Here is a 20,717-nt window from a genome sequence, read left to right on the forward strand (position 1 = left end):
CGCCATCGGCCCGGCGGCAGTCCCGGCGTGCTGTATGATGCGCGGCGTCCCGTCCGAGCCAAGCCTGTCCCGTCATGTCCCTTTCGCTCCTTCCGTGTGCCACGATCTGGCTGGCCCTGTTCGCGGCCGCCGCATTCGCGTGGCATCGCCCGCTGCACGGCCTGAGCATCATCCTGGCCGGGTTCGGCTATGCCGTCGCGCTGGCGTTCGGCAAGCTCGGGGCAGTCGCACTGGCACCGCTCGCGCTGCTGGCCGCAGCCGCGTGGGGCGTGTGGCCCGCGCGCCCGCTCGCGGTGCGGATCGCCGCGCACGCCGTGTTTGCCGCGCTGGCGGTCGCGCTGAGCCTGCATCTGGTCCCCGGATTCCACAACCCGCTCGTGATCGGCCCGACGCGCTTCACGCCGGACGCCGTGCCGTTCACGATGTACCTGAATCTCGACAAGCCGCTGGTCGGCCTGTGGCTGCTGTGGGTGCTGCCATGGATCGCGCCCGACGTCGCGCTGTCGCGCGCGCTGCGCACCGGCGCGGTGGCGGCCGTCGCGACGGCGGCCGCGTGCCTGGCCGGCGCGCTGGCGTTCGGGATGGTCGGCTGGGCGCCCAAGTGGCCGGCGTCGGGCTGGCTGTGGCTCGTGAACAACCTGCTGCTCGTGACGCTTGCCGAGGAAGCACTGTTCCGCGGCTACGTGCAAGGCGGGCTGACGCGCGTGCTCCGCGCGTTCTCATGGGGCCCGTGGGTCGCGCTCGCGGCCGGCGCGGTGCTGTTCGGCGCCGCGCACGCGGCCGGCGGCTGGCAATGGATCGTGCTGGGCACGGTGGCCGGCGCCGGCTACGGGCTCGCCTGGCGGCGCGGCGGACTGCTTGCGTCCGCCATCGCGCATGCCGGGCTGAACGTCGTCCACTTCGGCCTGTTCACCTATCCGATGCTCGCTGCCGCACACTGAACGCGGTGCGCGGCGGCGCCTGCGATGCCGCTCAGTTGAACCCGGCAACCGCGTGCGGCACGTACGGGCGTTCGAGCGTCGCGATCTCGTCGTCGGTCAGCTTCAGCGCGAGCGCACCGAGTGCGTCGTCCAGCTGCTGCGGCTTCGAAATGCCGACGATCGGCGCGGTCACGCCGTGCTTTTGCGCCACCCACGCCAGCGCGACCTGCGCCCGCGGCACGTTGCGCGCGGCGGCGATCGCCGCCACGGCCTCGACGACGGCCTTGTCCGCGTCGATCGTCGCGTCGTACAGCTGCTTGGCGACGTCGTCCTTCTGCTGCCGTTCCGACGATTCGTCCCAGTTGCGCGTCAGGCGGCCGCGTGCGAGCGGGCTCCACGGAATCACCGCGATGCCTTCGTCCGCGCACAGCGGCAGCATTTCACGCTCTTCTTCCCGATACAGCAGGTTCAGGTGGTTCTGCATGCTGACGAAGCGGGTCCAGCCGTTCTGCCTTGAAATGTGCAGTGCCTTCGCGAACTGCCACGCGAACATCGACGACGCGCCGATATAGCGCGCCTTGCCGGCCTTCACGACGTCGTGCAGCGCCTCGAGCGTCTCCTCGATCGGCGTGCCGTAGTCCCAGCGGTGGATCTGGTAGAGGTCGACGTAATCGGTGCCGAGCCGCTTCAGGCTCTGGTCGATGTCGGTCATGATCGCCTTGCGCGACAGGCCAGCGCCGTTCGGCCCCGGGCGCATCCGGTAGAACACCTTGGTCGCGATCACGACATCGTCGCGCTTCGTGAAATCGCGCAGCGCGCGGCCGACGATCTCCTCCGACGTGCCGTCCGAATACATGTTCGCGGTATCGAAGAAATTGATGCCGGCTTCGACCGCCCGCTGGATGATCGGGCGGCTCTCCGCTTCCGGCAGCGTCCACGGATGCGTGCCGCGCAACGGCTCGCCGAACGTCATGCAACCCAGCACCAGCTTCGACACGTCCAGCCCGGTCGACCCGAATTTCACGTATTCCATTGCATGCCTCGCCACTCAAGTTGGGATTGCGGCCGGATGCGCGCCGCGCATCCGCCAGACGTCGCATGGTATCCCGCATGCCGCGAACGCGTATGACCGCGCGCAGCGTGCAGGCTGCGTGAAAGAATAAACCTCGAAGGATGAACCGGAAGGCGCCGGTTACTTCGCCTGGTCGGCGATCGGCTGCAGGAACGCGGAGAAGCCGGTCAGCATGATCTGCACGCCGATGCACAGCAGCAGGAACGCTGACACGCGCTTCGCGACCTTGGTCCCTTCGCTGCCGAGATAGCGCGCGAGCAGCGCGGAGCGGCTGTAGACCTGCCAGATCACGACCGCGACGAGCACGGAGACGGCGATCGACACGATGCTCGACAGCATGAACTCCGACAGCTTGTGCGTGCGGTTCGCGTTCAGCGCGATCGCGGTGGCGATCGAGCCGGGGCCGACCGTCAGCGGCACGGTCAGCGGGAAGAACGCCCGCGTCATGATCGCGTTCGCGTCGATCGGCTTGACCGGCGTATCGCCGCCGCCGGGGCCGTCGGGCTCGTTCAGCATCTGCCAGCCCGCCACGGCAACCGCGAAGCCGCCGCCGATCCGCAGCGCTTCCATCGAGATCCCGAAGAAATGCAGTACCGGCGTGCCGGCGAAGAACGCGACCAGCAGCACGACGAACGAGTTGAATGCGACCTTCCGCGCGAGCAAGTCGCGCTCGTGCTCGGTCAACGCCTCGGTCCGTTCGAGAAACAGGAACGCGATGCCGATCGGATTGATGATACCGATCAGGCCGGTGAAGCCGAACAGGATCTCGGAGATAAGGCGGTTGACGATCATCGGGCGAAGCATCGGTCGGGGCTGGGCCGGCAGCGCGCCGGGGGTCACGCATTGTAGAGCAAGCGCCCGGGCCCGAGACGCAATTTGCGGCCGGGCCCGTTTCGCCGCCGATCGTGGTCGCGCCGCCTTACTCGGCGGGCGCCTCCCAGGCCGGCGGCCGCTTCGCGAAGAACGCGGCGAAGCCCTCCTTTGCTTCCGCCATCGCCCGCACGCGGGAGATCGTCTGCGCGGTGAATGCCGCACGCTCTTCCGACGGCGGATACTCGCCGATCGCGTCGAAGAAGCGCTTGATCTCCGTCAGCGCGTTCGGGCCGTTGCGGCCCAGTTCGGCAAGCGTCCGGTCGAGCGTTGCGTCGAGCGCATCGAGCGGCACGGCCTGGTGGATCAAGCCGATCGCCACGGCCTCGGCGGCGCCGAGTTGCGTCGCGGTCAGCGCCAGCCGGCGTGCCTGGCGCTGGCCGACCGCCTCGACCAGATACGGCCCGATCACGGCCGGCAGGATCCCGAAGCGTGCCTCGCTGACCGAAAAGCGCGCATGGTCGCTCGCGATCACGATGTCGCAGGCCGCGCACAGGCCGACGCCGCCGCCGAACGCATGGCCCTGCACGCGTGCCACCGTCGGTTTCGGGCACTGCCGGATCGCGCGCATCATCGCGGCGAAGCGCTCGGCGTCGCGCAGGTTCGCGGCCGCGTCGTTCGCGCTCGCGCGCTGCATCCACTGCAGGTCGGCGCCCGCGCAGAACGCACGACCGTCCGAGCGCAGCACGATCGCACGCACGTCGTCGCGCTGGCCGAGCGCCGTGAACGCATCGGTCAGCTCGGCGATCATCGTCTCGTCGAACGCGTTGAGCACGTCGCCGCGCTGCAGCGCGACGGTCGCGATGCCGCGCGCATCGACCGCGACGGCCAGGGTCTTCAATCCATCCATCGAACAGGTTTCCTCGGGTAGAACGGCCACTATCGGAATCAGGCAGCCTGGCGGCGGTCGATCACGCGCCGCGCCTTGCCGGTCGCGGTCGCGGGAATCCCGCCGGCCGCCAGCACCGTCACGCCGGACGACACGCCGACCATCGTCTTGATCCGGTGCTGCAACTCGCGCGCAAGCGCCGCGCGATCGCCGTCGGTGACGGACGCGGCCACCTCGGAGCGCAGCTCGACCGCGAGGTCGAGGCGGTCCATGTGACCGTCGCGCGACAGCGTGATCTGGAACTGGCCCGACAGCTGCGGCAGCGCGACGACGATCTCCTCGATCTGGCTCGGGAACACGTTCACGCCGCGCACGATCAGCATGTCGTCGGAGCGGCCGGTAATCTTCGCGAGCCGGCGCATCGCGCGCGCGGTCGGCGGCAGCAGCGCGGTGAGGTCGCGCGTGCGGTAGCGGATCACCGGCATCGCTTCCTTCGTCAGCGACGTGAACACCAGCTCGCCCTGGCTGCCGTCGGGCAGCACTTCGCCCGTCACGGGATCGATGATCTCCGGGTAGAAATGGTCTTCCCAGATCACCGGGCCGTCCTTCGTCTCGACGCATTCGCACGCGACGCCCGGGCCCATCACTTCCGACAGCCCGTAGATGTCGAGCGCGTCGATGCCCACGCGCGTTTCCACTTCCTCGCGCAGCGCCTGCGTCCACGGCTCGGCGCCGAAGATGCCGATCTTCAGCGACGACTCGGCCGGGTCCATCCCCTGCCGCACCATCTCGTCGATCAGGTTGAGCATGTACGACGGCGTGACGAGGATGATCTTCGGCTCGAAATCGCGGATCAGCTGCACCTGCTTCTCGGTCTGGCCGCCCGACATCGGCACGACCATGCAGCCAAGCCGCTCCGCGCCGTAGTGAATCCCGAGGCCGCCCGTGAACAGCCCATAGCCGAACGCATTGTGCAGCGTGTCGCCGGGGCGGCCGCCGGCCGCACGGATCGAGCGCGCGGTCACGTTCGCCCACGTATCGATGTCGCGCGCGGTGTAGCCGACCACGGTCGGCTTGCCGGTCGTACCGCTCGACGCATGGACGCGCACGACCTGCTCGCGCGGCACCGCGAAGAGCCCGAACGGATAGTTGTCGCGCAGGTCGCTCTTCGTCGAGAACGGGAATTTCGCGAGATCGGCGAGCGACTTCAGGTCGTCGGGATGCACGCCGGCCGCGTCGAACGTGCGGCGATAGTGCGGGACGTTGTCGTACGCGTGGCGCAGCGACCACTTGAGGCGCTCGAGCTGCAGCGCCTGCAGTTCGTCGCGGCTGGCGGTCTCGATCGGCTCGAGGGCGGCGGCAGGATGCGTCGGGTGAGTCATCGGGGTGCTCCTCCAATGGAGTGATGTCGTTATCGTGTTCGAAGTCACGGGGCCGGCGGCTACGACCGGAACGCGCGGCCGGCCGCATGCAGCGCGGCGAGCCGCGGCGACACGCGATAGCGGTCCTCGCCGTAGCTCGCCGCGAGGTTAGACAGCACGCGATGCACGCGGCCGATGCCGATCGCATCGGCCCACGCGAGCGGGCCGCACGGGTAGTTCACGCCCTTCTCCATCGCGAGATCGAGATCGGCGGCCGAGCACACGCCCTGGTTCACCGTGTCGGCCGCCTCGTTCGCAAGCATCGCGACGGTGCGCATCGCGACCATCCCCGGCACGTCGCCGACGCCGACGACGCGCAAGCCCGCCTGCTGGAACAGGCCGACCGCATCCGCATAGGCCGCGTCGCTGCACTGGAGCGCACGCGTCAGCGCCACGAGCCCGGCCTGCGCGAAATCGCGCGCAAGATCGACGAGCACGAGATCGGCCACGCCAGCCTGCGCGGCGCGGACGGTGGCCGTGCGGCCGTCGGTCAGCGCGATCGACGCGCGGCCGGCCGTCGCGAGCAGGTCGTCCGCCTGCGCGCCGGCCTGCCGGGCACCCGCGATGCGTTCGGCGAAGCGCGCCTGCAACGCCGCGGCCGGGCCATCCTGCGCGTACAGCACGACGTCAGCCGGCGCATCACGCGGCGGTTCGAGATCGGGCGCGGGCGGCGTCGCGCCGTCCCCATACGAATAGAAGCCGCGCCCCGACTTGCGCCCGAGGAAGCCCGCGTTCACGAGTTCCTGCTGGATCAGCGACGGCGTGTAGCGCGGATCGTTGAAGTACGCGCGAAACACCGATTCGGTGACCGCGAAGTTCACGTCGTGGCCGATCAGGTCCATCAGCTCGAACGGCCCCATCCGGAAGCCGCCGGCTTCGCGCATCACCGCGTCGATCGAGGCCGGCGTGCCGCCCTGCTCGTTCAGCACGCGCAGCGCCTCCGCGTAGTACGGCCGCGCGACGCGGTTCACGATGAAACCGGGCGTCGATTTCGCCATCACGGGCTGCTTGCCCCATGCGGCGGCGGTCGCATGGAGCACTTGCGCGACCTCGGGTGCGGTCGCCAGCCCGCTGACCACTTCGACGAGCGCCATCAGCGGCGCCGGGTTGAAGAAATGCAGCCCGGCGACCCGCTGCGGCACGCGCAGCCCGGCCGCGATCGACGTGATCGAGATCGACGACGTGTTGGTCGCGAGCATGCACGCGTCGTCGACGTGGCCTTCGAGCGTCGCAAAGATCTCGCGCTTCACGTCGAGCCGCTCGGCCGCCGCCTCGACGACCAGCGCGGCGCCCGCGAAGTCGGCCAACGCACGCACCGCGCGGATCCGGTTGCCGGCCGCGTCGGCCTGTGCCGGTTCGAGCCGGCCTTTCTCCGCGAGTCGCGCGAACTGTGCGCGGATGCCGGCCAGCGCCTTGTCGCAGGCTGCTTCGCTCAGGTCGTACAGCAGCACCGTGTGCCCGGCCGCGGCCGCGACCTGCGCAATGCCCGCGCCCATCGCGCCGGCGCCTATCACGCCGACGACGGCCGACGGCGCCAGCGCGCCCGAGTTCACCGATTGTGCAGAGGAAACAGCCATCGCTTGCGATCCGTCATGAAGTGGAGGTGCGAGCGATTATAAACCGACCGGTCGGTAGATTTATGTCAGGGCGTGCCCGAATTCGTCGTGCAAGAAACCGTTTCGGAGACTGCAAAGGTAAAAAAACTGAAAGATCGGGGCACTTTTTATCAACCGAAAGGTCAACGTAAGCGTTCGAATATGAGATAGTGACCCCCGAACGCCTGATAAAATTCGACAAACCGCCGGATTTCAGGGGGAAACCGCGTGTCACGTCGCCACCGCCGTCCATCGCTGGCCGCCCTTTCGGGGTCGGGACCGGCCCTCCGGCCCGCGCGTCGTCACGTGTACCGCCTCGCCGTCGGCGGGCAGCCGCATCGAACCACCGTTTCATCCAGCGACGGGCTTCGGCCCGCCCGCGCCCCTCGCCGCCTCACGGCAGCGAATCCAGGGCAGCGCCGTTGCGTGCTGCCACCCTTCGGTTTCATCGTCCTCGTTCGGCGGATAGTACGGCCGGGCTTCGTCAACCCGTGACGGCGCGTCGCGCGCCGCCACTCGCATAAGGAAACCCTCCATGCCGCACTCGTCCAACCAGCTCCCGCGCTGGACCCTCTGGGCCCCGCTTGCCGCCTGGCTGGTACTCGCGCTGTCGCGCGTCGTGCCGGCCGAAGGCCTCGTCATCGCGGTGTTCGCCGCCGCGCTCGCCGGCGCCGTGTTCGCCGCCGTCCACCATGCGGAAGTCGTCGCGCACCGCGTCGGCGAACCGTTCGGCACGCTCGTGCTCGCGGTCGCCGTGACCGTCATCGAGGTCGCGCTGATCGTGTCGGTGATGCTCGGCGCGGGCCCCGAGAAATCGGGCCTCGCGCGCGACACCGTGTTCGCCGCGGTGATGATCATCTGCAACGGCATCGTCGGCATCTGCCTGCTGGTCGGTGCGTGGAAGCACGGCGAACAGGACTTCCAGGGACGCGGCGCCAGCAAGGCGCTCGCGGTACTCGCGTCGCTGTCGGTGCTGTCGCTCGTGATGCCGAACTACCTGAGCGCCGCGCCGGGCCCGTTCTTCTCGAAATCGCAGCTCGCGTTCGCCGGCGTCGCATCGCTCGTGCTGTACGGCGCGTTCGTGTTCGTGCAGACCGTGCGACATCGCGACTACTTCCTCGCCGAGCACGACAGTGCAAACGAGGCGGTGCACGCGGCGGCGCCGAGCAACCGCACCGCCGTGATCAGCATGATCCTGCTGTTCGCGAGCCTCGTCGCGGTCGTGCTGCTCGCGAAGCTGCTGTCGCCGGCCGTCGAGCATGCGGTGCTGAAGCTCGGTGCGCCCGAAGCCGCGGTCGGCATCGTGATCGCCGCGCTCGTGCTGTTGCCGGAAGGGCTCGCGGCCGTCACCGCCGCGCGTGCGAACCGTCTGCAGACCAGCATGAACCTCGCGCTCGGTTCGGCGCTCGCGAGCATCGGGCTCACGATCCCGACCGTCGCGGCCGTGTTCATCTGGGTCGGCCAGCCGCTCACGCTCGGCATCGGCGCGATGGAAACGGTCCTGCTCGCGCTCACGCTGCTGGTCAGCACGCTCACCCTCAGCCAGGGGCGCACGACGGTGCTGCACGGCGTCGTGCACCTCGCGCTGTTCGCCGCGTACCTGTTCCTGTCCATCACCCACTGACGTCCGAATGCACGCGGCCCGGCGGATCAACACCGCCGGGCCGCGTGACGTCTTTCACGCCCCTTCGCCTTCCTTCATTCACGCCACGCCGCGGCTACCGGGCGGGAATCACGAGATGCTGGCCGGCCAGGATCAGGTTCGGGTTCGCGAGGTTGTTGCGGCGCTGGATCTCGCGATAGCGCTGGCCGCTGCCGAGCTTGCTCGCCGCGATCAGGTTCAGCGTGTCGCCCGCCTTCACCACGTACGTGAGCTCGCCCGATGCGGCCGCGGTCGTCATCGCCTGGTCGCTGACGAAGTACTTGCGCAGCAGCTCGAGATACTGCGGCGACTGCCTGAGCTTCGCGATCGCGGCGTTCAGGTAGATCAGCAGGTCCTGGTCGTCGGCGCGCACGCCGATCTTGTACGCGATGTTCGAGCCGTCGAGCTTGGTCACCGCGAATTTCAGGTCGGTGTTTTTGATCGAGCTGACCGCAAACGGATAGTCGTAGATGAACGCGTCGACCGTCCGGCCGTCGACGCTCTTCGCGATGAACGCCGGATCGGAATCGTCGACCTCGACGAAGTGCACGTTCGGATACTGGCGCGTGACGAACGCGCGCACGTCGGGGTCGCCCTTCAGGATGCCGACCGTCTTGCCGGCGAGATCGTCGGTCGAGCGGATCGCCGAGCCCTGCCGCACGATCAGCGAATAGCCGAAATCGTCGACGTACGGCACCGAATAGACGATGCCGGCCGGCGAGTTGTCCGGGAACGTCAGCCCGTCCATCGCGACGTCGACCACGTGGTTCCCCTTCGCATCCGTATCGAGCAGCTGCTTCGGCACACCGGGGTACGTATCGACCTCGTGATGCGTATCGACGACGACCGGCTTGCCGCCGTGCGAGAACGACGGATCCGCGAACAGCAGCCGCGCGAATTCGACGTTGAAGCCGTGCGGTGCGCCCTTGTCCTCGCCGAAGAACGGCTCGCTCGGATTCTGCACCGAGATCCGGACGATGCCGTTTTCCGCAATCGATTTCAGCGTGCTGGCCTGCGGCGTGAAGCCGGCCGGCAGCACGTTGGCCGACGGCGGCGTCTGCGCGGGCTGGCCGGTGTCGACATTTTGTGCGGACGTCGACGACGGCGCCACGTCGTGCGCGGGAATCAGCGTCGACAGGCCGCCCTGATGCACGATCCATACGCCGACGAGCACGACCAGGAACGCAATTGCGCCAAGAAGTTTTTTCATGGTTGAGGGCCTGCGGGAAGTTATTGTTGTTTGGACGGCAACTGGGCGGGGTTCGCCGCATCGAGCCCGGGCGCGCGGCCACCGTTCAACACCGCCTGCTGTTGCGCCTGCTTGACCTCGGGGTTATCCATCAGCGACGTCTCCATCTCGGAGAACGCCTTGTTGACCGAGCGCATCACCGAATCGACGGCCACGTCGGTCTTGATCTGCTCGAACGTATCGGACGCCTGCCGGCCCGCGAGCTTGTTCATCTGCTGCGCCGCCTGCGACATGTCCCACATCGCCTTCGCGCGGTCGATCGCCGACGCGAAATTCTTCAGTTCGACCTGCACCTGCTTGTAGCGGCCCTCGCGGAACGCGAGCAGCTGCTTCATCGTGTCGAGCTGCGCCCGGAAGCGCGGCGCGTCGTCCGGGTACTGCTTCTCGAACAGCTCCGTCTTGCTCTCGAAGTTCTTCACTTCGGTACGGAACGCGGTGATGCTGTCCGCGAACTTCTGCGCGTCCTGGCGCTTTTCCGCGAGCTGGTTGATCAGCGTCTCGATCGGATTCGACTGCGCTTCCTCGACGATCATCTTCACCTTCTGGTTCGCGAGCTTCATCGCGACGACCGGCGCCAGATAGATCGCGCCGAGACCGATCACGCCCGCCGCGACCAGCGCGATCACCCCCTTCAGGATGAACAGCGCGGCTGGTGCCGCGATCGCGACGCCGGCGACGATGATCGCCCACTTGATCAGCTTGACCTTGCCACTCCCCGAACTGCCGTTTGCTTCATTTGAAAGCTGCGACATGAGTTTTTCTCCTTGAACCTCGAACCGGACTGCGTACGTTTGCTTTTTCAAATGCAATCGAAATGCTTCGGACTCCGGTGCCGCCAGGCAATCAGGAAAGCCGGCGGCGCAATACCAGGACGGACGCGTGCGGGCGTCACGAGACGCCGGTGTAGGCGCCGTTCGGGATGCGGTGATCGGGGGTAGCTGGCGGCGGTGCGATGCGGCGGGCCGGACCGGCGCCGTTCATCGTCGCGGCCAGCGCGCGGACGGGAAAGTGTACCGGCGCGCAGGTACGAACGGGATGACGGATACGTGACGCGACGGGCGTCGGTTGAAGCGTCGTTGCGGCGCGCGGATCGATGCGGCGCCGGTATTCCGGTACGAGGGCGTAAAGGCTCATCGTTGTTCTTTTGCGTGTCGCGGGTGCAGGAACCGCGCGGCCGGCGCGTCCCGCTCCAAATGCACGGACGTATCCTGCGCCGACCGGCATGCAGCGTCAAGCGGTCGGCATGGAGCCCTTCGTCGGGCTGACAGCGCCCCTGGCGTTCGTGCCGCCCGCCGCGAAGCACGCGCATGACGGCATGCTTTCGAAATTGCAAGGATTCCTGTCATCGGCACATGCACCGCTCGCTCAGGATTGCTTGTCATCGCGGCGCCGCAAGCTTCCGGATTGAAAGCTTGTGACACGATGCGACCGCGCGACGCCGCTACGTTGCGCCGCCGCCCTGTTCCTGCGCGAGAAACCGCTCGACCATCGCGTTGAACACCGGCAGCGCCGGATTGTCGTTGTCCGCGCGCCACGCGAGATACAGCTCGGCTGCGACATTGACGCCCGCCAGCGGCCGGAACACCACGCCGTCGACATGAAGCTCGCGCGCCGACGCCGGCACCAGCGCCGCGCCGAGCCCCGCACGCACGAGGCCGAGGATCGTATGCGTCTGCCCGACGTAGTGCAGGTAGTTCGGCAGCCGTCCGGCGCTCGCGAACATCCCCGAGATCATGTCGTGGAAGTACTTCCCCTCGTTCGGCGAATACGCGATGAACGGCTGCCGGTCGAGTTCGTCGGGGCCGATCTGCTCGTAGGCGGCAAGCGGCGCGCCTTGCGCCACCGCGACGAGCATCGGTTCGCGCTGCACGAGCCGGTATTCGAGCGGCTGGCGCGCGGCGCGCTGCCGCACGAAACCGGCGTCGAGCATCCGCGATGCGAGCGCATCGATCTGCACGGTCGACACCATCTCGCGCAATTCGACGTCGACGTCCGGCAGCGCATGCGCCGCGTGCGCGAGCAGCACCGGAATCATCCTGTACGCGCTGACGGCCGTGAAACCGAGCGTGATGCGGCCGGCCCCGCCATGCGCGACGCGCTGCGCGGCCTGCTCGGCCCGGGCGGAGAATTCGAGGATGTGCCGCGCGTCGCGCAGGAAGCGCTCGCCGGCCGCGGTCAGGCTGACCTGCCGGCTGCTGCGCTCGAGCAGCGCGATGCCGAGTGCGTGCTCGAGCAGCTGGATCTGCCGGCTCAGCGGCGGCTGGGTCATGAAGAGCCGCTTCGCCGCACGGCCGAAATGCAGTTCCTCGGCCACCGCGACGAAGCAGCGAAGCTGGTGCAGTTCAATCATCCAATTCTTGAATCAATCGATAGTCTTTTGATGTTAGACCGATATCGATGCAATTTCTATACTCGGTTCCACCCGATGCGCGGCCCGCGCCGCGCACGACGACCGAGACCTTCATGACCATCGACATCCTGCTGACCCAGCCGCTCCCCGCCACCATCGACGCCGAACTGTCCGCCCGTTACGCGGTGCACCGGCTGCATGCGGCCGAAGACCCGGACGCGCTGCTCGACCGCGTGGCGTCGCGCATTCGCGGCGTCGTGACCGGCGGCGCGAACGGCCTGTCCGCCGCGCTGATGGACCGGCTGAGCGCGCTCGAGATCATCGCGATCAGCGGCATCGGCACCGACGCGGTCGATCTCGACCGCGCCCGCGCACGCGGCATCCACGTGACGACGACGCCCGACGTGCTGACCGACGACGTCGCCGACATGGCGCTGGGGCTGATCCTGATGACGCTGCGCGACCTCGGCGCCGGCGAGCGGATCGTCCGTGCCGGCCGCTGGGGCAAAACGGCCCAGCCGCTCGCGACGCAGGTCACCGGCAAGCGGCTCGGCATCGTCGGGCTCGGCCGCGTCGGGCGCGCGATCGCGCAGCGCGCGCAGGCGTTCCGGATGCCCGTCAGCTACTTCGGCCCGCGCGAGCATCGCGACAGCGGCTATCGCTACGTTCCGGACCTCGCCGCGCTCGCGCGCGACAGCGACGTGCTCGTGATCGCGGCATCGGCCGACCACGGCAACGTGCTCGTGACGGCCGACGTGCTCGCCGCACTCGGCCCCAAAGGATTCCTGATCAATGTCGCGCGCGGCAAGCTGGTCGACGAAACCGCGCTCGTCCGTGCGCTCGCCGACGGCACGATCGCCGGCGCCGGCCTCGACGTGTTCGCGAACGAACCGCACGTGCCGGCCGCGCTGCTCGAACTCGACCGCGTCGTCGTGCAGCCGCACCGCGCGAGCGCCACGCATGAAACGCGCGAGGAAATGGGCCGGATCGTGCTCGCCAACCTCGCCGCGTGCTTCGCGGGCCAGCGCCCGCCGACCAGCATCACGCGCTGAACGCCGCGCGGCCGCACGGCCGCCTCGTTACAACACCGGATGCCTCCGCCCGACGGAGGCCAGGAGACACGCATGTCCAATCGATCCAGCGGCGCCGCCCTCGCCGCGTCGCCCGCGGCCTCGCGCAGGATCGGCCGCGTCCGCTATGCGGTCCTCGCGCTGATTTTCGCGGTCACCGTCATCAACTATGCGGACCGCGCGACGATGTCGATCGCCGGCACCGGCGTCGCGCACGATCTCGGCCTGACGCCCGTGCAGCTCGGCGTCGTCTTTTCGGCGTTCGCGTGGGCCTACGCGATCGGCCAGATCCCGGGCGGCTGGCTGCTCGATCGCTTCGGCGCACGGCGCGTGTACGGCCTGAGCCTGCTGCTGTGGTCGGTCTTCACGATGCTGCAGGGCACGGTCGGCTGGCTCGCCGTTCAGGGTGCGGCCGCGACGCTCGCGCTGTTCGTGATGCGCTTCATGCTCGGCCTCGTCGAATCGCCGGCGTTCCCGGCCAATTCGCGGATCGTCGCCTGCTGGTTCCCGACCGCCGAACGCGGCACGGCGTCGGCCCTGTTCAATTCCGCGCAGTACATGGCCGTCGTGCTGTTCACGCCGGCCATGGCCTGGCTCACCCACGCACTCGGCTGGGAGCATGTGTTCCTGTGGATGGGGCTGCTCGGCATCGCGCTCGCCGCGCTGTGGTTCGCGTGGTATCGCGAGCCGCACGGGCACCCGCGCGTGACCGATGCCGAGCGCGACTACCTGCGCGCACACGGTGCGCTCGTCGATCTCGAGGCGAACCGCGTGCGCCAACGGCCGCATGTTTCGTGGCACGACGCATCGCAACTGTTCCGCCACCGGAACCTGTGGGCGATCTATATCGGTCAGTACTGCATCACGGCGCTCACGTACTTCTTCATCACGTGGTTTCCGATCTACCTGATCAAGGGGCGCGGGATGACGATCATGGAAGCCGGCTGGGTTGCGGCGCTGCCGGCAATCTGCGGGTTCACGGGCGGCGTGCTCGGCGGCGTGCTGTCGGACTGGCTGATCCAGCGCGGCATGCATCCGTCGAAGGCGCGCAAGACGCCGTTCGTCGCGGGGATGGCGATGGCGACGCTGCTCGTGCTCGCGAACGGCGCGGCGTCGAACGCGGCCGTGATCGCGCTGATGACGATCGCGTTCTTCGGCAAGGGGCTCGCGGCGGCCGGCTGGGCCGTGCTCGCCGATACGGCGCCCGAAGGCATGGTCGGGCTGAGCGGCGGCGTGTTCAACGGCCTCGGCAACATCGCCGGGATCGTCACGCCGCTCGTGATCGGCTACTTCGTCGCCAGCACCGGTTCGTTCGCCGGCGCGTTGTGGTTCGTCGCCGCGCACGGGCTGATCGGCATCGCCGCATACGCATGGCTCGCGGGCCGCTTCGAGCGGATCCGCATCACGCCGGCGGCCTGAGCGACGCAGCGGCACGCACGTACGCCGTCACGCGCGCTTGCGGCCGCCCGGCGCGTGTTCGGTCGTCAGCCGGTCGAGTTCGCGCAGGTCGTTCTCCAGCGCGGGCGTGAGCGTCGTGCGCAGGTGCTCGAGGAACGTACGGATCTTCGCGTCGAGATAGCGGCGCGTCGCGTAGACGGCATACACGCTCACCGTCTGCAGCCGGTACTCCGGCAGCACGCGGATCAGCCGCCCCGCGCGGATGTCGTCGAGCACCGTATACAGCGCGACGCACGCGATCCCGCGCCCGGCGCGCACCGCGACGCACAGCGCGTCCGGCACGTTGACCTGGAACGGCGCCGGCTGCAGCTCGTAGACGGCTTCCTCGCCGTCGCTGCGCTCGAGCCGCCATTCGCTGGCCGGCGAGGCCGGCGTGTCGAGACGCAGGCACACGTGGTTCGGCAATTCGCCGGGCGTCTGCGGCGTGCCGTGCCGCGCCAGGTATTCGCGCGACGCGACGAGCACGCTGCAGCTCGTGCCGCAGGTCTGCGCGACATAGCCCGAATCGGGCAGTTGCGACGCCGTCACGATCGACACGTCGTAGCCCTCCTCGACGAGATTCGGCATCCGCTGCGCGAGCGTCAGCTCGACCGACACGTCGGGGTTGTCCTCCTGGTAGCGGACGATCGACGACACGACATGACTCTGCCCGAGCCCCGTCATCGCATGGATGCGCATCTTGCCGCTCGGCCGCAGCAGCGCGTTGCGCGCCTCCGCGTTCGCATAGTCGAGTTCCGCGAGGATCGATTTCGCGCGCTCGAAATAGCGTTCGCCGCTTTCGGTCAGGCCGAGGTGGCGCGTCGTGCGATGCAGCAGGCGCGTCTGTACGTGCGCTTCGAGGTTCGAGACCGCGCGCGACACCTGCGCGGTAGTCGCGTCGATTTCCTTCGCGACCGCAGTAAAACTGCCGGCTTCGACAACGCGCACGAACAGGCGCATGTTTTCGAGCATGTCCATTGAATTGGCTTGGGGGGAGTCGATGGGGAGGCGTCGGCGGCGCTCACGTCAAGTGGGAAACGGAACACGGCCGCGAACCACGTCGAGTCGATCACCGGGCCGGGGGAAAGGCGGGAGAGCGGGCATCGCGTACGTGGTTCTGGCATGACGGGGGATTCGGTGGCCCGAATTGTACGCCGCTGCCGACGAATGTGCGCGGTTGCGTGGCCCCAAAGCTTTCATCGAATGAAAGGCTTTCGCAAGACTCGCGCGCCGTGCGCACGCAACGGCGTGATGCAGCACGGCAATTTGTATCACAACGCGATATAATTGCGCCCCTTGTCGCCGCGCGGCCCCGCGCCGTCCTATTTACCGCGTACCCGTCCATGTCGTCAGGCTCCTCTCCGTCGCGCCGCACGCTGCAGCAATGGCTGCGCAGCTTCCTTCCCCATCCGATGTCGCTTGGCTGGCGCGAGCGCCTGCGTTCGTGCACGGGGGCGCTCGTCGGGATCGCGACGGTCGGCGTCACGATGCGGCTGCTGCCCGGCGTGCCGGGCCTCGTGCCGCTGCTCGTCGCGCCGATGGGTGCATCGGCCGTGCTGCTGTTCGCGGTGCCGGCGAGCCCGCTCGCGCAGCCTTGGTCGATCATCGGCGGCAACCTCGTCGCGGCGACGGTCGGCGTGGCCTGCGCGCAATGGATCGCTGATCCGGTCACGGCCGCCGCGGTCGCGATCGCGTGTGCGATCGGCGGCATGTTCGCGCTGCGCTGCGTGCACCCGCCGTCGGGCGCCGTCGCGCTCACGGCCGTGGTCGGCGGCCCGGCCATCCACTCGCTCGGCTTCGGTTTCGTGCTGGAGCCGATCGCACTGCAATCGGGAATCCTGCTGTCGGCCGCACTCGTGTATCACGCGCTGACCGGACACCGCTATCCGCACGGCGGCGTGCGACCCGACGCGAAACCGCAGGCGGGCGGCGCCGCATCGGCACGTGGCGGCTTCACGCGCGGCGATCTCGACGTGGTGCTGAAGCGTCGCAGCGAATGGCTCGACGTCGATCCGGACGATCTCGAAACGCTGCTGCGCGAAACCGAGATGCAGGCCTATACGCGCACGTTCGGCCAGCTCACGTGCGCCGACCTGATGACGAACGATGCGATCGAGGTCGCGCCGTCGACATCGGTGACGGCCGCGCTGACGCTGCTCGACCGCCACCGCGTGAAGGCGCTGCCGGTGGTCGATGGCGAAGGCCGGCTGACCGGCATCGTCACGCGCGCCGATCTCACGCGCCAGCTGCGTCGTCCGGCCCCGCTGTGGCAGCGCCTGTCCGCGCGGCTGCCGCAATCGCTCGGCGGCCAGCCCGCGAGCGTCGCCACCGTGATGACGCGCGACGTCGCATGCGTGCCGGAAACGATGCCGATCACCGCACTCGTGCCGCTGTTCACGCATTCTGGCCATCACCACATTCCGGTCGTCGATGCGTCGCGCCGGCTCGTCGGGATCATCACGCAGACGGATCTCGTGACGGGCCTTTATCAGCAGACCCGAATGCTAGAGGCCGCGTAGCACTCGCCATGTCCCGTAACGGCTGACGCAACGTGGAATGCATTCATTCCGCCATCGCCCGGCCTTTTATATCATATTGTGATATATTTGACGCCACCGAAACTGACCGTACGACCGCCCTCGATGAACGATACCCGACGCGCGCTGGCCAAAAGCGATTTCCAGCAACTGTCCGAGTTCCGCTACCAGATGCGCCGCTTCGAGCGCTTCTCCGAACGCGCCGCGCAAAGCGAAGGCGTGACGCCGCTGCAATACCTGCTGCTGCTGCACATCAAGGGCTATCCGCATCGCGAATGGGCAACCGTCGGCGAGCTCGCGGAACGCCTGCAGGCGCAGCATCACGGCGTCGTCGCGCTGGTGACGCGCTGCGAGGCGCTCGGGCTCGTGAAGCGCAAGACGAGCGAAGCCGACCGCCGGCAGGTCGAAGTCCACCTCGAACCCGCCGGCGAGACGCTGCTCGCCCGCCTCGCGGCCATGCACCGCGCCGAGCTGAAGTCGCTCAAGGGCACGTTCCAGGTTCCCCAGATCGATTACTGACCCTTGCTCTTTCCACGCCGATGAACGCACCACACAAACGCGATTTCTCGACCAACGCACGCCTGCCCAGGATCGCGTTGCTTGCCGCCGGAATCGGCCTGCTCAGCACGCTTGCCGCGTTCGTGCTGTTGAGCCTGATCCACCTGTTCACGAACCTGTTCTTCTTCCAGCAGTTCTCGTTCGCCGACCGCTCCCCGGCGAACAACACGCTCGGCGCATGGGTGATCGTGATCCCGGTGGTCGGCGGGCTGATCGTCGGGTTGATGGCGCGCTTCGGTTCGGAGAAGATCCGCGGCCACGGCATTCCCGAAGCGATCGAGGCGATCCTGTTCGGCAAGAGCCGCATGTCGCCGAAGGTCGCGATCCTCAAGCCGCTGTCGTCCGGCGTCGTGATCGGCAGCGGCGGCCCGTTCGGCGCCGAAGGCCCGATCATCATGACGGGCGGCGCACTCGGCTCGCTGATCGCGCAATGCGTGCACGTGACCGCCGCCGAGCGCAAGACGCTGCTCGTCGCCGGTGCGGCCGCCGGCATGACGGCCGTGTTCGGCACGCCCGTCGCCGCGGTGCTGCTCGCGGTCGAGCTGCTGCTGTTCGAATGGCGGCCGCGCAGTTTCCTGCCGGTCGCGCTGGCGTGCGCGGTGGCCGGGTTCGCACGTGCGCTGTTCTTCGGCGTCGATCCGTTGTTTCCGCTGACGACGGCCGCGCCGTCGCCGGTCGCGCTGCTGTCGTGCATCGTCGCGGGGCTGCTGTCGGGCATGCTCGCATGCGGCCTGTCGGCGGCGCTGTACCGCGTCGAGGACACCTTCGCGAAGCTGCCGGTGCACTGGATGTGGTGGCCTGCGCTCGGCGCGGTCGTGATCGGCATTGGCGGCTGGCTCGAACCGCGCGCGCTCGGCGTCGGCTACGACGTGATCGGCGACCTGCTGCATCAGCACATCGCGTTGAAGATCGCGCTCGCGCTGCTGATCGTGAAGGCCGTGATGTGGGTGATCGCACTCGGCTCGGGAACGTCGGGCGGTGTGCTCGCCCCGCTGCTGATGCTCGGCGCCGGCCTCGGCACCGTGCTGTCGCCGCTGCTGCCGGGCGGCGATCCGGCGCTGTGGCCGCTCGTGTGCATGGCCGCGACGCTCGGCGCGACGCTCGGCGCCCCGCTCACCGCGATCGTGTTCGCGTTCGGCCTCACGCATGATGCGAACGCGCTGCTGCCGCTGCTGGCGGCAACGCTCGTCGCGCACGGCTTCGCGACCATCGTGATGAAGCGCTCGATCATGACGGAAAAGATCGCGCGTCGCGGCTATCACATCTATCGCGAATACGGCGTCGATCCGCTCGAGCGCCATGACATCGGTGAAGTGATGACGCCGGCCGACCGGCTCGTCGCGATCGACGGCGCAGCGACGCTCGATATCGTCGCGTCGCAATACTTCGGCGCGAAGCAGACGCATCGCGCCTACCCGGTCGTGCAGCACGGCCGCCTGCTCGGCCTGGTCGATCGTGCGACGCTCGACGCGCAGCGCGCACAGGCCGGCGCCGATACGCCGATCGCGGGCGCGTTCACAGGCCGCGCCCCGGCCGTCGCGCTCGCGCACGAAACATGCCGCGTCGTCGCATCGCGCCTCGCGATGCTGGGCCTCGAACGCCTGCCGGTCGTCGACGACGAGCAATCGCTGCGCGTCACGGGCCTCGTGTCGCGCAGCGACCTGATCAAGCCCGCGCTCCAGCACTTCGACGACGAACAGAAGCGCGAGCGCTTTCGCCCGATCGTCCCGGTCAACCTGCGCGACGCCGGCACCCGCAAGGCCGGCTGACGCCAACCGCGTGCTCGGGCACACCGGCTGCGCACCGCCTCCTCATCGCGCCTCGCCTCGCTGCACGATGCGGCGCACCCTCGTGCGCCGCATCGTATTCCGCCGTGTTCCGTGTTTAAAGTTGGTTAACATTTTGTCTGGCGAAAGTTTGTCATCATGGTGCCCATGCGACGGGGCCATCAATCAGCCATTCCACTTCGCCATCAGATAAAGAGTCGCGGCACGGCATGCACACACATGCCGTGTGCCGTGACCGTCACGACACCACACGACCGGGCAGCGCGCTGACCGTGCAACGCATGATGTCGAGCCGCACACGACGCATGCCGCATCGCAGCAACGCCGCACAGCACCGGAGCCGCCATTTGGCAAGCGCGTTAACAACTTGTTTCGGAATCACCGGAACCGTGCTTGCCCGATGCGATCTCATTAGCACGCAGTACTGCTGCGCATCCCACTTAATCAATCACGACTCGAGGGAGATAACGTGAACGCGAAATACTTACCGCTCATCGCATTGACCGTGGCATTTTCTGCTCATGCAGCCGATTCTGCCCTGCAGAACGTGGGACAAAGCCAAAAGCCCGCCGACCAAGTGGCGCAGTGCATCGCCAAGACGTGGGCCGACAAGTCGCAGCAACAAGTGACGTCGCAGTACGAACTGGCGAACGGCCTCGCAATGGCCGTCTACGCGCCGGGCCAGCAGCCGCCGAACGGCGCTGCCGCCGTGGTGCGCCCGGCCAACGCCGGCAACGCGAAGACCTGGGTCGGTTTCCGCGGCGGCGATGCATCGTCGGCCGGCGACATCAACGCCTGCCTGTAACGAGAACAGGCGCTCCGGATGGCCTTGCGCCATCCGCTTGCGACAAGCCCCGCTTCGGCGGGGCTTTTCTTTTTCTGCCGCCTGCGCTTACAGGTAGCTGCAGACGTAATCGAGCGTCTCGAGCACTTCGATGTCGAAGCGGCTCTTGCCCGGCACCGAGAACGATTCGCCGGCGCCATAGGTCTGCCATTCGCTGCTGCCGTCGAGCTTCACGCGGCACTTGCCGGCCTGCACTTCCATCAATTCGGGCGCGTCCGTGCCGAAGTTGAGCGCGCACGGCAGGATCACGCCGAGCGTCTTGCGCGTGCCGTCCGGGAAGAGCACGGTATGCGACACGCACTTGCCGTCGAAATAGACGTTCGCGCGCTTGACGACCGATACGTTGTCGAATTGGGTTGCACTGGTCATGTGATGCCTCTGATTGCTGGATGCCGGATGGCGAGAGTGGTTGGCGGCCGGCCGCAGCGGCGGGCCGGCCGATATCATACCGGCTCGCGCGGCATGCGCCGGAATGGCGTACCGCTCGCCGCGTGTCGGCACGATCATCGTCAGGATGACTACATGATTTTCGTCGG

The 20,717-nt window shown here is 68.1% G+C and carries 19 protein-coding genes; 8 read left to right on the forward strand and 11 right to left on the reverse strand.

Going from position 1 to position 20,717, the window contains the following annotated elements:
• Positions 1-74: 74 nt before the first annotated feature.
• Entirely contained in the window at positions 75-941 is an 867-nt protein-coding gene (locus tag U5798_RS24285; protein WP_322083469.1) for a CPBP family intramembrane glutamic endopeptidase, read from the forward strand.
• Positions 942-972: 31 nt separating this feature from the next.
• Here U5798_RS24285 and U5798_RS24290 read toward each other — a convergent pair whose 3' ends face one another.
• The 5 genes from U5798_RS24290 to U5798_RS24310 form a co-directional block, all read right to left on the reverse strand.
• A complete protein-coding gene (locus tag U5798_RS24290) occupies positions 973-1,953 on the reverse strand; it encodes an aldo/keto reductase (RefSeq protein ID WP_124447033.1) in 981 nt (326 codons plus the stop codon).
• A gap of 159 nt (positions 1,954-2,112) precedes the next feature.
• Entirely contained in the window at positions 2,113-2,784 is a 672-nt protein-coding gene (locus U5798_RS24295; protein ID WP_059240354.1) for a MarC family protein, read from the reverse strand.
• Between the two features lie 127 nt (positions 2,785-2,911).
• Entirely contained in the window at positions 2,912-3,712 is an 801-nt protein-coding gene (locus tag U5798_RS24300; protein ID WP_322083470.1) for an enoyl-CoA hydratase-related protein, read from the reverse strand.
• 38 nt (positions 3,713-3,750) lie between these two features.
• Positions 3,751-5,073 carry a phenylacetate--CoA ligase PaaK gene (gene paaK, locus U5798_RS24305; RefSeq protein WP_200097893.1) on the reverse strand — a complete coding sequence of 441 codons (1,323 nt, stop codon included), beginning with the start codon at positions 5,071-5,073 and terminating at the stop codon, positions 3,751-3,753.
• 59 nt (positions 5,074-5,132) lie between these two features.
• A complete protein-coding gene (locus tag U5798_RS24310; RefSeq protein WP_322083471.1) occupies positions 5,133-6,689 on the reverse strand; it encodes a 3-hydroxyacyl-CoA dehydrogenase in 1,557 nt (518 codons plus the stop codon).
• 553 nt (positions 6,690-7,242) lie between these two features.
• Between U5798_RS24310 and U5798_RS24315 the strand changes: the two genes are divergently transcribed.
• Entirely contained in the window at positions 7,243-8,331 is a 1,089-nt protein-coding gene (locus U5798_RS24315) for a calcium:proton antiporter (protein WP_124447024.1), read from the forward strand.
• A 94-nt stretch (positions 8,332-8,425) separates the two neighbouring features.
• Here U5798_RS24315 and U5798_RS24320 read toward each other — a convergent pair whose 3' ends face one another.
• From U5798_RS24320 to U5798_RS24335, 4 genes are all read right to left on the reverse strand, one after another.
• On the reverse strand, positions 8,426-9,559 hold the full coding sequence (locus U5798_RS24320; protein ID WP_322083472.1) for a transporter substrate-binding domain-containing protein: 1,134 nt from the start codon (positions 9,557-9,559) through the stop codon (positions 8,426-8,428).
• Between the two features lie 20 nt (positions 9,560-9,579).
• Positions 9,580-10,350 carry a hypothetical protein gene (locus U5798_RS24325; protein WP_124447022.1) on the reverse strand — a complete coding sequence of 257 codons (771 nt, stop codon included), beginning with the start codon at positions 10,348-10,350 and terminating at the stop codon, positions 9,580-9,582.
• 136 nt (positions 10,351-10,486) lie between these two features.
• Positions 10,487-10,732 (reverse strand): hypothetical protein, encoded by a 246-nt coding sequence (locus U5798_RS24330; RefSeq protein ID WP_322083473.1) that lies wholly within the window; start codon positions 10,730-10,732, stop codon positions 10,487-10,489.
• Positions 10,733-11,039: 307 nt separating this feature from the next.
• On the reverse strand, positions 11,040-11,948 hold the full coding sequence (locus tag U5798_RS24335) for a LysR substrate-binding domain-containing protein (protein WP_322083474.1): 909 nt from the start codon (positions 11,946-11,948) through the stop codon (positions 11,040-11,042).
• Between the two features lie 113 nt (positions 11,949-12,061).
• On the opposite strand from U5798_RS24335, the gene U5798_RS24340 reads away from it, so the two are divergent.
• Positions 12,062-13,000, forward strand: coding sequence for a 2-hydroxyacid dehydrogenase (locus U5798_RS24340; protein WP_322083475.1), 939 nt, complete (start codon positions 12,062-12,064; stop codon positions 12,998-13,000).
• A gap of 72 nt (positions 13,001-13,072) precedes the next feature.
• Positions 13,073-14,437, forward strand: a complete 1,365-nt coding sequence (locus tag U5798_RS24345) for an MFS transporter (protein WP_322083476.1) — start codon at positions 13,073-13,075, stop codon at positions 14,435-14,437.
• Between the two features lie 27 nt (positions 14,438-14,464).
• Here U5798_RS24345 and U5798_RS24350 read toward each other — a convergent pair whose 3' ends face one another.
• Positions 14,465-15,433 (reverse strand): LysR family transcriptional regulator, encoded by a 969-nt coding sequence (locus U5798_RS24350; RefSeq protein WP_322083477.1) that lies wholly within the window; start codon positions 15,431-15,433, stop codon positions 14,465-14,467.
• A 365-nt stretch (positions 15,434-15,798) separates the two neighbouring features.
• On the opposite strand from U5798_RS24350, the gene U5798_RS24355 reads away from it, so the two are divergent.
• The 4 genes from U5798_RS24355 to U5798_RS24370 all read left to right on the forward strand — a co-directional run bounded on the left by U5798_RS24355 (position 15,799) and on the right by U5798_RS24370 (position 20,142).
• Positions 15,799-16,974 carry an HPP family protein gene (locus U5798_RS24355; RefSeq protein ID WP_322083478.1) on the forward strand — a complete coding sequence of 392 codons (1,176 nt, stop codon included), beginning with the start codon at positions 15,799-15,801 and terminating at the stop codon, positions 16,972-16,974.
• A gap of 123 nt (positions 16,975-17,097) precedes the next feature.
• Complete coding sequence (locus U5798_RS24360; RefSeq protein ID WP_124447008.1) at positions 17,098-17,511, forward strand: MarR family winged helix-turn-helix transcriptional regulator; 414 nt, start codon at positions 17,098-17,100, stop codon at positions 17,509-17,511.
• Positions 17,512-17,531: 20 nt separating this feature from the next.
• On the forward strand, positions 17,532-19,319 hold the full coding sequence (locus U5798_RS24365) for a chloride channel protein (RefSeq protein WP_124447006.1): 1,788 nt from the start codon (positions 17,532-17,534) through the stop codon (positions 19,317-19,319).
• A 487-nt stretch (positions 19,320-19,806) separates the two neighbouring features.
• Positions 19,807-20,142, forward strand: a complete 336-nt coding sequence (locus U5798_RS24370; protein ID WP_059240325.1) for a hypothetical protein — start codon at positions 19,807-19,809, stop codon at positions 20,140-20,142.
• Positions 20,143-20,229: 87 nt separating this feature from the next.
• Here the strand turns inward: U5798_RS24370 and U5798_RS24375 are convergent, their stop codons facing one another.
• The gene (locus U5798_RS24375) at positions 20,230-20,550 is read right to left on the reverse strand and encodes a pyrimidine/purine nucleoside phosphorylase (RefSeq protein ID WP_006478890.1); all 321 of its coding nucleotides are present in this window, start codon (positions 20,548-20,550) and stop codon (positions 20,230-20,232) included.
• Between the last annotated feature and the right edge of the window lie 167 nt (positions 20,551-20,717).

The sequence above is a fragment of the Burkholderia sp. BCC1972 genome (genome assembly GCF_905339605.1).
Taxonomy (GTDB): domain Bacteria; phylum Pseudomonadota; class Gammaproteobacteria; order Burkholderiales; family Burkholderiaceae; genus Burkholderia.